This window comes from Desulfobacula sp. (assembly GCF_030611305.1).
In the GTDB taxonomy this organism is placed as follows: domain Bacteria; phylum Desulfobacterota; class Desulfobacteria; order Desulfobacterales; family Desulfobacteraceae; genus Desulfobacula.
On record NZ_JAUWQB010000029.1, the window covers coordinates 12145 to 25449 of the forward strand.

At 42.7% G+C, this 13305-nt stretch carries 10 protein-coding genes; 5 read left to right on the top strand and 5 right to left on the bottom strand.

Annotation, left to right across the window (positions count from 1 at the left end; all coding sequences use genetic code 11):
* Position 1 precedes the first annotated feature (1 nt).
* From QAI40_RS07640 to QAI40_RS07655, 4 genes are all read left to right on the top strand, one after another.
* A complete protein-coding gene (locus QAI40_RS07640; RefSeq protein WP_299980396.1) occupies positions 2-1096 on the top strand; it encodes a branched-chain amino acid ABC transporter permease in 1095 nt (364 codons plus the stop codon).
* 61 nt (positions 1097-1157) lie between these two features.
* Complete coding sequence (locus tag QAI40_RS07645; RefSeq protein ID WP_299980398.1) at positions 1158-2381, top strand: ABC transporter substrate-binding protein; 1224 nt, start codon at positions 1158-1160, stop codon at positions 2379-2381.
* A 175-nt stretch (positions 2382-2556) separates the two neighbouring features.
* Positions 2557-3363, top strand: coding sequence for an ABC transporter ATP-binding protein (locus QAI40_RS07650; protein ID WP_299980400.1), 807 nt, complete (start codon positions 2557-2559; stop codon positions 3361-3363).
* A 21-nt stretch (positions 3364-3384) separates the two neighbouring features.
* Entirely contained in the window at positions 3385-4287 is a 903-nt protein-coding gene (locus tag QAI40_RS07655) for a universal stress protein (RefSeq protein WP_304511541.1), read from the top strand.
* Positions 4288-4304: 17 nt separating this feature from the next.
* On the opposite strand, the gene QAI40_RS07660 is transcribed toward QAI40_RS07655, so the two are convergent.
* From QAI40_RS07660 to QAI40_RS07680, 5 genes are all read right to left on the bottom strand, one after another.
* Positions 4305-5504, bottom strand: a complete 1200-nt coding sequence (locus QAI40_RS07660) for a M24 family metallopeptidase (RefSeq protein ID WP_299980407.1) — start codon at positions 5502-5504, stop codon at positions 4305-4307.
* A gap of 100 nt (positions 5505-5604) precedes the next feature.
* On the bottom strand, positions 5605-6456 hold the full coding sequence (locus tag QAI40_RS07665; protein ID WP_299980409.1) for a 3-hydroxybutyryl-CoA dehydrogenase: 852 nt from the start codon (positions 6454-6456) through the stop codon (positions 5605-5607).
* Positions 6457-6573: 117 nt separating this feature from the next.
* Positions 6574-7749 (bottom strand): acetyl-CoA C-acetyltransferase, encoded by a 1176-nt coding sequence (locus QAI40_RS07670; RefSeq protein ID WP_299980411.1) that lies wholly within the window; start codon positions 7747-7749, stop codon positions 6574-6576.
* 27 nt (positions 7750-7776) lie between these two features.
* Entirely contained in the window at positions 7777-11052 is a 3276-nt protein-coding gene (gene icmF, locus QAI40_RS07675) for a fused isobutyryl-CoA mutase/GTPase IcmF (RefSeq protein WP_299980413.1), read from the bottom strand.
* A gap of 111 nt (positions 11053-11163) precedes the next feature.
* Positions 11164-11814, bottom strand: a complete 651-nt coding sequence (locus QAI40_RS07680; protein ID WP_299980415.1) for a TetR/AcrR family transcriptional regulator — start codon at positions 11812-11814, stop codon at positions 11164-11166.
* 321 nt (positions 11815-12135) lie between these two features.
* Between QAI40_RS07680 and QAI40_RS07685 the strand changes: the two genes are divergently transcribed.
* Positions 12136-13284: an acyl-CoA dehydrogenase family protein gene (locus QAI40_RS07685; RefSeq protein ID WP_299980417.1), complete on the top strand. Its 1149-nt coding sequence runs from the start codon at positions 12136-12138 to the stop codon at positions 13282-13284.
* Positions 13285-13305: the final 21 nt, after the last annotated feature.

Here is a 13305-nt window from a genome sequence, read left to right on the forward strand (position 1 = left end):
TATGTCAGCAAATTCATGGTTAGCAACAGGAAACTTTTTTACGACGTATAAACAGGAACAACGAACATTTCTTACCAGTCTGGACAGATCTTTTTTTACCTTGTTTCTGGTTATTTTATTCGGATGGCCTCTTTTGTTTGAACTGGGCAATAAAAACATGCTGGTGATTGATAATATTCTCATTGCCATTGTGGCCGTCATGGGTCTGAACCTTGTGACAGGATTTGCCGGCCTGATATCAATAGGTCATGCCGCCTTTGTGGGTATTGGTGCGTATACCGTCGCCTCTTTTTGTCGAACAATGGGAGATTCCCATATTATTATTACGCATTTCTGGCCGGTATTGATCGTTGTAAGCGGCCTTGTGGGCGCAGTATTTGGCGCAATTGTCGGTTTGCCGGCACTCAGGCTTAAGCATCTGTATCTGGCGATTGCTACCCTGTCCTTTCAAATGATTTTTGAATGGACAATTCAATTCATGACCTTTTTTAACCAGGGACAGACCATTTATGTTGGCCGGGTTTTCTGGTTTACCGGTAAAGTCGGCAGAAAGGATCATTACCTGTTCTGGTATTTCATTATACTGACCATAGTCATTCTCCTGGGGTTTGGGATCAGAAATCTTTTAAAAACCCGGTATGGCAGAAGTCTTGTGGCTGTCAGGGACAATGACCGGGCGGCTGATGCCATGGGAATGAACCCCGGACTTACAAAGGTCTATGCCTTTGCCCTGGCCGGTTTTTTTGCAGGAGTAGCCGGTGCCCTGCATGCCTATGTTTACAGGGGGGTCGGCTTTGAATCCTTTACGCTTCATGAATCCATCGGCTATCTTGCCATGGCCATTGTCGGGGGCTTAGGCACCTTGAATGGTTCTTTCTGGGGACCGGTTGCCATAAAATTCCTTGACCTCCAGGTGGAAACCCTTGCTGAGATCGCGGGGAAATACCTGCCGTCCAGCATGAATCTGGCAACGGCATTGAAACCCTTTACGTTCGGTTTAGTGATCGTTCTCTTTTTAATGTTTGAACCCCGGGGGATCGCAAACTGGTGGAGAATCACCAAATCATATACCAAATTATGGCCATTTAGGTATTAAGGTTAATTTACACCTTTAATATATGTTTTTTAGTAACTAACTCAACAGGAGGAGAAGAAGCATGAAAAGCAAAAATTTTTTAACCGCATTACTAATTCTTGTCGTTATGTTTGCATTTACATCATCTGTTTATGCAGGCGGAAAGGTTTACAAACTGGGTATGTCCCTGGCCATCACAGGGCCGACATCTGATGCAGGCAATCCTTATGCAAAAGGTACTGAAGATTATTTTAAATTTGTTAATGAAACCAAAATTCTCGGGGATGACACGATTGAGTGCACCATCAGAGATGATCAATACAAAACTGATGTCACTAAAAGAAATTTTGAAGAGTATCTTGATGATGGCATCGTCATGTATCTCAACTATTCAACCGGATCCACCCTGGGCTTGAAAAGAGATTTTGAAGAAGAACAGATTGCTGTTCTTCCTGCTTCCTACCATGCAGGCAACCTGGATGATTCAAACTATATTTTTCTTCCCATTGCATCCTATTCAGACCAGCTTGTAATTCTTGCTGAATATGTTGCAAAGAATCATAAAGGCGGAAAAGCAAAAGTAGCTCTTTTTGTTCATCCTTCGGCCTTTGGTCGTGGTCCTGTTTCAGACGTAGAAAAAGCGGTTGTAGCAGGACTTAATATTGAACTTGTGGAAGTCGTTGAACATGGCAAAGACCTTGATAATACAGCAATGTTAAAACGTCTGATGAGCAAAAAAGTGCAGTATGTAATCAGTCAGACAGTGCAATCACCCGTTGCAACCATGATCAAGGATTCACAACGTCTTGGGCTTACTGCATCTTCTTTTGGTGAAGCAGGCAAAATCACCTTCCTGGGTGCTCATTACACCGGTGGTAATGATCTTATAGCTCTGGCAGGAACTGCTGCAGAAAATTATTTCTGGACAACGGGCTTCAATATCACATCCGTTCCGGGCGAAAAAACCACAAAACAACTGGCTTTGGCAAAACTATTCGGTCGTGATGAAAAAGCTGCTAATTCTCATAACTATGCAGCCGGCATCATGGTTGCCCAGGTTGCAACAGAAGCCATAAGAAGAGCCAAAGCTGCCGGCCTTGAAGTCAACAAGGCAAACCTTTACAAAATGCTCAACGGGATGAATGGTGCCAATGCATACAGCCCTTATACAACAAGTGGTCCGGTAACCTATTCTAAAACAGACCGCATGGGTGTTGATCTGCTTCAAATTTACAGTGTACAAGGTGGTGTATTTAAAGCAGTTGGAGAAGCGTTGGAGTCTGAATACATGAAGAAGATTAAATAAATAATTTAAAATTGAGCTAAGGATCAATTTAAATGTGTTCATTGAAATTGTATCCAGGCCTTAAGCTGAACCTTAACTTACCGGAAACCTAAATTTACAAAAAATCTTGTTTTCCGGTAAGTTTAATTCAAAACAAAGCTAAAAATATAAAGCCAATAATATAAAGAAAGTACATATGGAAAACAATCTGCTTGAAGTCAATAATATTGAAGTTGTCTATAACGACATTGTTCAAGTACTGCGTGGGGTCAGCCTTAACGTGCCCAAGGGAAGTATTGTCGCCTTGCTTGGAACAAACGGTGCCGGTAAAACCACGACCTTAAGAGCTATCAGCGGCCTTTTAAAACCGGAAAATGGTGCCATCAAGGAAGGGTATATTAAATTTAAAGACACTGATACCACCCAGCTTTTAGGGACTGATGTTGTGAAACTTGGGGCAGTTATGGTGCCTGAAGGCAGGCGTGTATTTAAACACCTGACAGTGAATGAGAATATCCTTGTGGGTTCCATTACCCGTAAAGACGGATCAAAAAAAATCCGTGAAGATAACGAACTGATGTACAAGCATTTTCCAAGGCTTTCAAATGTCACAAACAGAATGGCTGGGTACAGTTCCGGTGGAGAGCAGCAGATGATTGCCATTGCAAGGGCTTTGATGGCTGCTCCTGAAATGTTGATGCTGGATGAACCGTCTCTCGGGCTTGCACCCATTCTTGTCAAAGAAATATTTGATAATATTAAAAAAATCAACAAAGAACTTGATACAACCATCCTGGTTGTTGAACAAAACGCAAAAGTAGCCCTTGCTGTCTCCGATTATGCCTATATCATGGAATCGGGTAAAATTGTTCTGGAAGGCCCATCAGAAGAACTGTCGAACAATCCGGATGTAAAAGAATTTTATATGGGGATTACCAAGGGCGGCGGAAGAAAATCCTTTAAAGATGTAAAATCTTATAAACGACGCAAACGCTGGATGTAGACGGCAATTTAGGAGTTCATTATGAAGATACTGGTTGGATATAATGGTGGAGAAGTTGGCAGGCTTTCTTTATCCCTTGCAAGGGATTTTGCAAAGACCAATAATGCTTTTGTTTATATTGTCACCTCAATGGAAGGTGGGGCTTCTGAAAAACAATCAGATATTATAGAGGCAGAACAAGGTCTTGATTTTGCCGGAAAACTCATGAAAGATTCGGGCATTGAGTATGATGTCCAGCAAAGTGTCAGAGGACTTTCTCCTAGTGAAGATCTGGTTAAATTTGCTGAAGAAAATGAAATTGCGCAAATCTTTCTTGGCATAAAGAAAAAATCCAAGGCTCAGAAAGCTATCCTAGGTTCCACATCACGATATGTTATCCTTAAAGCCCCCTGCCCTGTTACCACAGTGAAATTCGACTTGAACAATATTAAGACCGAAGAGTTATTAAAAGACCGACGGGTCCTGGTGGTTGATGATGAACCTGATATTCTGGAAACCGTTGAAGAATTGTTGGATATGTGTTCTCTTGATACGGCCGGTTCTTTTGAAGACGCAAAAAAACTGATCCAAAACAACACATATGATATTGCAATCCTCGATATAATGGGTGTTTCAGGCTATGATGTACTTGAGCTTGCCCGGAAAAAAGATATTCCCGCCATCATGCTGACAGCCCATGCACTGACCTCTGAAAATTTAAAGGAATCCATTCAAAAAGGTGCGGACTCCTATGTTCCCAAAGATTTTCTGGCCAATCTTTCCGATCATGTTGCCGATGTCATAAAGGCCCGGATAGAAGGCAAACAGGGTTATGGTGCCTGGTTTTCCAATCTGAAACCCTTCTTTGATAAATCCTTTGGAAAAGGCTGGAGAGACAGGGACAGATCCTTCTGGAATTCCTTTGATGATAAATATGGCAAATAAACAGCCATACTATCTGCTTATAATATTGCGATCTTGTCGCTGAATGTTGTAAGGGGTTCAAGACCATTGTCTGTTACCAGCAATGAGTTTTCTATCCCTACCACTCCAATTCCCGGGAAGACTGCCTTGGGTTCAAGGGCAATCATCATGCCTTTTTCAAGGGAAAGTTTCTGGCCTTTGGCAATAAAAGGGAATTCATCCAGTTCAAGGCCTATACCATGACCTGTAAACCGGATTCTTCTGTCGCAGGCTCCCATGAAATAGTCTTTGTATCCTTTGGCGCAAGCCTCAGACATCATCATGTCGTACAGCTCCCCTGCAACACTTCCCGGGGTTGCAGTCTTTATTACCATCTCCTGGATTTCCAGCATGACGTCATGGGCCTTTAAAAGATCATCCGGTAATTTACCAAGAGAGAAAATCCTTGTATGATCACTGATATAGCCATTCAAGACAAAAACGTAATCAACAAGAATCGGTTCATTTCGTTTGATTGTATTAAATCCCGGCCCCTGGGCAATACTGGGATTGACCCCTTTGCCACCGGTGGGCGAGGCAAAGCAGCTGGGGACGGCAGCTCCCGGTCCTGCCATGATATGACCGTAGAAAAGATCATTGTCCCACATTCGCATCCGGATCAGGCCCTGATGCCCAAGACTTCTGGCATAGGCTTCAACCAATCCCGCAAATTTGATCTCGGTCATTCCTTCCTTGATTAAATCAGGCACTTTGGCTGCAACTTTATCTGCCATCTGTGATGCCTGCCGCAACAAGTCAATTTCATAGTCTGATTTTACAGCCCGCTGCATCCTGATCTGAAAAGAAATATCAATAATGTTGGAACCGGAAAATATCTTTTGAAATAACAGATACTGATTGGCTGGCAATACATCCAGCTCAAGACCCAAATTTTGTGGAATTGAATATCCGAATGCCGCCATAGTCTCAGGAATTTCCCTGGGGCTTACAAGGGAAACGACTTGTTTAAGTTCTGATTCTTCTTTGGCCCGTTGGAACTCTTTAAACACCATCAGCAACGGCTCTCCATGATTAGGGACATACAACCATCCCTGCTGCGCCGTTCCTGAATAATAGAACATATCTGCTTTCTGTAAAATCAGGGCCCCATCAACATTGCGTTTCTCAAGCCTTTCCTGTAAGTCGATAATTCTTGATTGCAGTTCCTTTTCAGGTGTGCTCCGGTCATACTGAACCATGTATTTCACCATTTTTTAAATAAAAAAGCTGCGGCAAAGCATTTGATAATTTTGTTACGGCCTTGTCACAGCTTTAATTTAAGATTAATTTTAAGTTTAATTATTTGTAATCGTAAAACCCTTTTCCGGTCTTTCTTCCCAGCCAGCCAGCCTCAACATATTTCCTCAAAAGCGGACAGGCTCTGTATTTTGAATCTTTAAACCCGTCATACAATGTCTCCATAATGGCAAGGCAGGTATCAAGGCCAATCAGATCTGCCAACGCAAGGGGCCCCATGGGATGGTTGGCACCAAGCCTCATAACCGTATCAATATCTTCGGGTTTTCCCACACTCTGGTAGAGGCAGAAGACAGCCTCATTGATCATGGGCATCAATATCCTGTTGGCAATAAAGCCGGGGAAGTCATTGGCTTCTGCAGGGGTTTTTCCAAAGTCTTCACACAGTTTCCATGTAATATCAAAAGTCTCAGTCGAGGTGGCAAGACCCTTAATGACTTCAACCAGTTTCATCACAGGAACCGGATTCATAAAATGCATGCCGATAACCTTATCCGGTCGGGATGTTCTGGCTGCAATTCTTCCAATGGGAATGGAAGACGTGTTGGTGGACAAAATAACTTGTGGCGGGCAGATTTTATCCAGGTCTTCAAAAATTTTAAATTTCAGATCTTCTCTTTCCACGGCTGCTTCAACAACAAAATCCACAGATCCCATATCTTTTAAATCAGTGGTAGTAGTGATTCTTCCAAGAATTGCAGCTTTATCATCCTCAGATATTTTTTCCTTTTTCACCATCCTGTCAAGATTTTTTGAAATGGTTGCAATACCATTTTTACAAAATTCCTCTTTAATATCACTCATTACTACTTCGAGGCCGCTTGCGGCCACAACCTGTGCAATACCGTTACCCATCTGACCGGACCCGATAACACCAAATCTCTTTACTTCCATTGTTCCTCCTTATGAGTGGGGTCAGGCTTTCCTTATTGTCGTTATTCAGCTCAATAATTACATTAAGTAAAGCGTGACCCCGTTTTTAATGTACGCTTTTAATAGTTCCGTCTCATATCACCTGTTAATAACAAGCGCAACAGCTTCTCCGCCACCCAGACAAAGAGAGGCAAGGCCTCTATTTACATCCCGTTTTTCCATTTCATATAATAGGGTGGTTAAGACCCTGGCACCACTCGCCCCAATGGGATGGCCCAGAGCAACACTGCCGCCATTCACATTTACTTTTTCAGGATCAAGTTCCAATACCTTGTTAATGCCTGCTGAACTTCCGGCAAAAGCTTCATTGATTTCAAACAGATCAATATCTGAAATAGTAAGACCCTCTTTTTTCAATACCTTGGGAATGGCATAAATGGGAGCCATTAAAACGTATTTCATATCAATGCCGTAGGAGGCTTGGGAACCGATGGTGGCCATAATGTTAAGCCCCAGTTCCTTTGCTTTCTTTTCACTCATGACCACTAGGGCTGAAGCACCATCACTGATAATGGATGCATTTCCGGCAGTCCCCACCCCATCTTTTTTAAATGCAGGTCTCATCTTTGAGAGGGATTCAAGACTTGTCTCTTTAGGGCATTCATCCGTATCAAAAATTTTAGGATCACCTTTTCTCTGGGGGATTTCCACCGGCGTAATTTCATCTTTAAACCGGCCCTGGGCAATAGCTGCATTGGCTCTTGTATAAGATTGGGCCGCAAAGTTATCCTGAACTTGTCTTGATACTTCCCATTTTTCAGAACTCAGTTCATTGGACATACCCATATGAAAATCATTGACCACATCCCAGAGCCCGTCATGGACCATATGATCTTCAATTTTTCCAGGCCCCATACGATGCCCCCAGCGGGCCTTGTCCATATAATAGGGTGCCATGCTCATATTTTCCATACCTCCTGCAACCACCACATCAGCATCCCCACACTGGATGGCCTGGGCTGCCAGCATGACGGCTTTCAATGATGACCCGCAGACTTTATTCACTGTAATGGACTCAACGTCCCAGGGGAGACCGGCTTTAACTGCAGCAAGTTTTCCCGGGTTCTGACCATACCCGCAGGGCAGTACCATGCCCATGATACACTCATTGATTTCTTTTTTATCAATACCCGCCCTTGTAATAGCCTCTCTTATGACATGGGCTCCAAGGTCTGTTGCACCGATTTTGCTTAATGTTCCACCAAAACTCCCTAAGGGGGTTCGTGTTGCACTGACTATTACTGCCTTATTCATATTCAAAAATCTCCTTAAATCATCTTTTTACATATTTCTTCTGTATTTTCCACCTACCTCATACAACGCTTGGGTGATAGTCCCCAAACTACAAACCTTGACCGTCTCCATTAACCTTTCAAACATATTTTCACCACTCAATGCGGTCTGTTTCAATTTTTCAAGAGCTTCTTCAGATTTATCCTGATTCTTCTCTTTAAAAGTATTCAGCCTTTTCAACTGGGCATCTTTTTGATCATCTGTGGCTCTTGTAAGTTCCAGATGATTTGCCATCTCAGCGTAATCCGCATCAGGGTCTTCAAATGTATTAACACCGACAATGGGATGCTTGCCTGAATGTTTCAGGTGTTCATAATACATGGACTCTTCCTGAATCTTGCCTCTCTGGTATCCGGTTTCCATGGCGCCCAGCACACCACCTCTTTCCGTGATTCTTTCAAATTCAATGAGTACGGCCTCCTCCACAAGGTCTGTGAGCTCGTCCACGATAAAACTTCCCTGCAATGGATTTTCATTCATGGTCAGTCCCCACTCCCTGTTGACAATTAGCTGGATGGCAAGGGCACGCCTAACTGACTCGGCTGAGGGTGTTGTAATGGCTTCATCAAATGCATTGGTATGAAGACTGTTACAATTATCATAAATGGCGCACAGTCCCTGAAGGGTGGTACGGATATCATTGAACTGGATATCCTGGCTGTGCAGGGATCTGCCCGAGGTCTGGATATGGTATTTCAACTTCTGGGATTTATCATTTCCCCCATATTTATACTTCATGGCCACAGCCCATATCCTTCTGGCCACCCGGCCGATCACTGTATATTCAGGGTCCATCCCATTGGAAAAGAAAAAGGAAAGAGAGGGTGCAAAACTATTGATATGCATTCCCCGGGAAAGATAATATTCCACATAGGTAAACCCGTTTGCCAGGGTCAATGCAAGCTGGGTAATGGGGTTGGCCCCGGCCTCTGCAATATGATATCCTGAAATAGAAACCGAATAAAAATTTCTTACCTGATTATCAATAAAATATTGCTGGATATCCCCCATCATTTTTAACGCAAACTCAATGGAGAAGATACAGGTGTTTTGTCCCTGGTCTTCCTTTAAAATATCTGCCTGAACCGTTCCTCTCGCATTGGACAAGGCAAACTGTCTAATCTTTGCTGCCTCGTCTTCAGAAGGTTCCCGGCCGTTCTCCTCTTTGAACTTGTCCACCTGCTGGGTAATGGCTGTATTGATAAACATGGCCAGCATCATGGGAGCCGGACCGTTGATGGTCATGGAGACCGAAGTATTGGGAGCACACAGATCAAACCCGCCATACAGCACTTTAACGTCATCCAGAGTACAGATACTCACACCTGATGTTCCGATCTTACCATATATATCAGGGCGGGTATCCGGGTCAAAACCATAAAGGGTAACCGAATCAAATGCAGTGGACAATCTTTTGGCAGGATAACTGCCGGAAAGCAGTTTAAACCGCCGGTTGGTATCCTCAGGCCCGCCTTCTCCTGCAAACATCCTGGTGGGATCTTCATCTGCCCGTTTTAAAGGAAACACCCCGGCCGCATAAGGAAAGTTGCCAGCAAAATTCTCTTTCCTCATCCACTTATACTGTTCCCCCGGATCTTTGAACTGTGGCAGGGAAATTTTGGGGATTTTGGAATGAGAGAGGGATTCGCTGTATAAAGGTACTCTAAACTCTTTATCACGAACATGATACACCAGTTCATCCTTCTCATACATCTCTTTGCATGTATTGAATTCCTTGATCACAATATCTGTTTCTTCATCAACCCGGGACTGGGCCTGTGACACAACTTGCTTAAACTTTTCAAGTGCATCCGGCAATTTTTCGAACCCATTTTCTTTGAGTTCTTTTGAGGTCTCAATTAAATGCCACCGTTTGCGTACGGCTTCAGACTGTTCTTCGGTTGTTTTGTGGTATTCTCTTACCGTATCGGCAATCTCGGCAAGGTATCGTGTTCTCTCTCCCGGAATAATAATGGTTTTTGAAGAAGATTCTTTTCTGTCCGTCCTTGGAATATTGGATTTATATTTAATATTTTTCTTTTCTGCAATCAGATCCAGAAGTTCATGATAAAATGCTGTGATTCCATCATCATTAAACTTGGATGCAATGGTTCCATACACCGGCAGATCTTTTGGATCCGTATTCCAGGCTTTACGATTTCTCTGGACCTGTTTTCGCACATCCCTTAATGCATCCTCACTGCCCCTTTTCTCATACTTGTTCACCACAACAATATCGGCATAATCCAGCATGTCTATCTTTTCCAACTGGGAGGGTGCGCCAAATTCTGCTGTCATGACATAGATGGACATATCCACCAGATCGACCACTCTTGAATCCCCCTGACCAATACCGGCGGTTTCAACCAGAATAATATCATAACCAGCCGCCTTAACCACATTAATTGCATCCGGCAAAGCCTCGGGAAGCTCTGTCTGGGATCTTCTGGTTGCAAGAGACCGCATATAGACACGGCCTGTTTCTATGGAATTCATCCTGATCCTGTCACCCAGAAGGGCACCGCCTGTTTTCCGTCTGGACGGATCGCAGGAAATAATGGCAATATTGACATCTTTAAGATCATGCAGAATCCTGATAATCAATTCGTCTGTCAAAGACGACTTGCCTGCGCCGCCGGTTCCGGTTAATCCAATGACGGAAACATCCCTTTGGTCTGCAACTTTGGAAATCTTTGAAATAATTTTTTCAAATGCATCCCGATTGTTGACTTTAGCCTCCTGAACCGCAGAAATAAAATTTGCTGTCACATAGTTATTATCAATATTCAGATTGTCATAATCAAGATTGTCATAATCAACCGAAGGGGCATCCATGGAACGTATCATATCATTGATCATACCCTGAAGTCCCATTTTTGCCCCGTCTTCAGGAGAATAGATCCTGGTCACGCCATAGGCGTGCAGCTCATCCATTTCCAAAGGAATAATAACACCGCCGCCGCCGCCAAAAATCTTAATATGCGAAGCACCTCTTTCTTTCAAAAGATCCACCATATACTTAAAATATTCAACATGTCCGCCCTGGTAACTGGATACGGCAATACCCTGTGCGTCTTCTTCTATTGCGGCATCCACGACTTCCTTTGCAGACCGGTTATGGCCGATATGAATCACTTCTGCACCGGAATCCTGCAAAATTCTTCTCATTATATTTATAGAAGCATCATGACCGTCAAACAGTGAAGTGGCGGTAACGATTTTGACTGAATGTTTGGGTTTGTAACTCTGGGTTTCCATACTCATTTTTTCTCCTTTTAAAAACATTCGGGAGTTTGATAAAACTAAACAAAGTTTATGCGCTATGATTTAACTGCCATAAAAATGAAAAAAAATAAATGAAAACTTTTATTTTTGTTAAAATATTAGTCCAAGGATAAAATTGGTTTGAATTTTTATGTATTCCTCGATGGTAAAATTTCTTTGTAAATGCCAGCGGCGAAAGGCCCACATCTGGCCCAGAACAGATATATTGTGCCCCACAAGATTTAATATTTTTTCATCAAGCTTTGGAAAATTATTTTTCCCGGAGAGAGAAGAAAGCGCATTGATAAAAATATCTGTTATATTCAATTCATTTACCAGAACTCTTACCTTCCATTTTTCCGGCAGGAATTGAGTCACCTGGTACATCATGAGAATATGGTCTCCCATCTTATCACAAACATAAAAATAATGACGAATAACCTGGGCCAGTCTCTCTTTTTCTTTATCCGTATCTGATAACGCATTTTCAACAGCATCCCAGACCTCCTCATGAATGGTTTTACACACCAGATAAAGGAGATCCTCTTTAGAGCTGACATATTCATATAAAGAACCAATGGAAAAATTGGCAGCCTTTGCAATCATCCGTGTCGTAGTCTTGTGATATCCGTGTTCAATGAAAAGCGTGACTGTGGAATCGATGATCTGGCGCCTTCTTTCACGAACCAGCTCAGGATTTTTTATCTGTGTCGGGACTTCTGTGTCAGATATTGGAGTCTTGGATTTTTTAATTTTTCTCAAACGACCACTCCTTTCCCTTTAATAATTTTAATAATATTGTCATTGGCGGTACTTGAACGAGCGCTCAGTCATAGCTTTTTGTTGCATTTATTCCAATTCTTGTCAAGAAATTATCTAAAGAGTTTCTTTGAATTTTTATCTTTTATTCTTCAAGGGTAAAAACAAAAACATTTAAAAAACATTTGACAAATTAATCTCTTTAAATATAGTATTTTAAATATAGACTGAGCGCTCGATCAGTTTCTTGAATTATCGAGCGATGTTATGGCTAAAAAACCATAAGCAAAAATAAAAATAACTCATAATATAAGGAGGCGCAGGGTGGATTTTGACCTTACCAAAGAGCAGGAAATGATCCGTAAGGAAGTTAGAAAGTTTGCCCAAAAAGAGATCGGTCCCATTGCGGGAGAGCTTGATGAAAAAGAAGAATTTTCTGAAAAGTTGACCAAAAAAATGGGAGAAATCGGTCTTTTCGGCATGTTTGTTTCAGAAAAGTATGAAGGCCAGGCAATGGACTACATTTCATATATTATTGCAGTTGAAGAAATTGCAAGGATTGACGGTTCCCAGGCAGCCACTATTGCAGCAGGCAATTCCCTCGGTATCGGCCCGATCTACTATTTTGGTACTGAAGAGCAAAAATTAAAATATCTGCCCAGTCTTTGTGCTGGGGAAGGCCTGTGGGGATTTGGTCTTACCGAACCCACTGCCGGATCTGATGCCGGCGGCAGTAAAACAACCGCTGTACTGGACGGAAATGAGTGGGTGATTAACGGCTCAAAAATATTCATCACCAATGCCGCCTGTGATATGACTATGGGCGTAACAGTCCAGGCTATCACCGGCACCCGGGACAATGGCAAACCCGAATATTCCTGCATCCTTGTTGAAGCAGGAACGCCAGGATTTAAAGCCGTCCCCATGCATAAAAAAATGATGTGGCGATCCTCCAACACGGCAGAACTCTATTTTGATGATGTCAGGGTTCCCAAAGAAAATATTCTTGGAAACAAAGGTGACGGATTCCATCAGATGCTGTCAACCCTTGATGGAGGGAGACTTTCCATCGGTGCCATGGGCCTTGGCGGCGCCCAGGGAGCCTATGACCTTGCCTTAAAATATGCCAAAGAAAGAGAACAGTTCGGACAGCCCATTTCAAAATTCCAGGCCATTGCCTTTAAACTGGCCGATAGTGCCATGGAAATAGAGTGTGCAAGAAACCTTCTTTACAAAGCCTGCTGGCTCAAAAGCAATAAACGGGCCTTTGAAAAGGAAGCCGCCATGGGCAAGCTCTATTGTTCTGAAGTCATGTCCAGGGTGGTGGACCATGCTGTCCAGATTCATGGGGGATATGGTTTGATGAAAGAATATAATGTGGAAAGATTTTACAGGGATCAGAAACTCTTAGAAATCGGTGAAGGAACTTCAGAAGTTCAACGCATTGTAATTTCACGCCATATTGGCTGCTGATATTCCATGGTTTAATTTATA

Excerpts from the sequence above, each read along its gene's own strand:
- QAI40_RS07645 (WP_299980398.1), top strand. The coding sequence starts at position 1,158 with ATGAAAAGCAAAAATTTTTTAACCGCATTACTAATTCTTGTCGTTATG.
- QAI40_RS07660 (WP_299980407.1), bottom strand. The coding sequence starts at position 5,504 with ATGGTTCAGTATGACCGGAGCACACCTGAAAAGGAACTGCAATCAAGA.
- QAI40_RS07655 (WP_304511541.1), top strand. The coding sequence starts at position 3,385 with ATGAAGATACTGGTTGGATATAATGGTGGAGAAGTTGGCAGGCTTTCT.
- QAI40_RS07650 (WP_299980400.1), top strand. The coding sequence starts at position 2,557 with ATGGAAAACAATCTGCTTGAAGTCAATAATATTGAAGTTGTCTATAAC.
- icmF (WP_299980413.1), bottom strand. The coding sequence starts at position 11,052 with ATGAGTATGGAAACCCAGAGTTACAAACCCAAACATTCAGTCAAAATC.
- QAI40_RS07640 (WP_299980396.1), top strand. The coding sequence starts at position 2 with ATGTCAGCAAATTCATGGTTAGCAACAGGAAACTTTTTTACGACGTAT.
- QAI40_RS07670 (WP_299980411.1), bottom strand. The coding sequence starts at position 7,749 with ATGAATAAGGCAGTAATAGTCAGTGCAACACGAACCCCCTTAGGGAGT.
- QAI40_RS07665 (WP_299980409.1), bottom strand. The coding sequence starts at position 6,456 with ATGGAAGTAAAGAGATTTGGTGTTATCGGGTCCGGTCAGATGGGTAAC.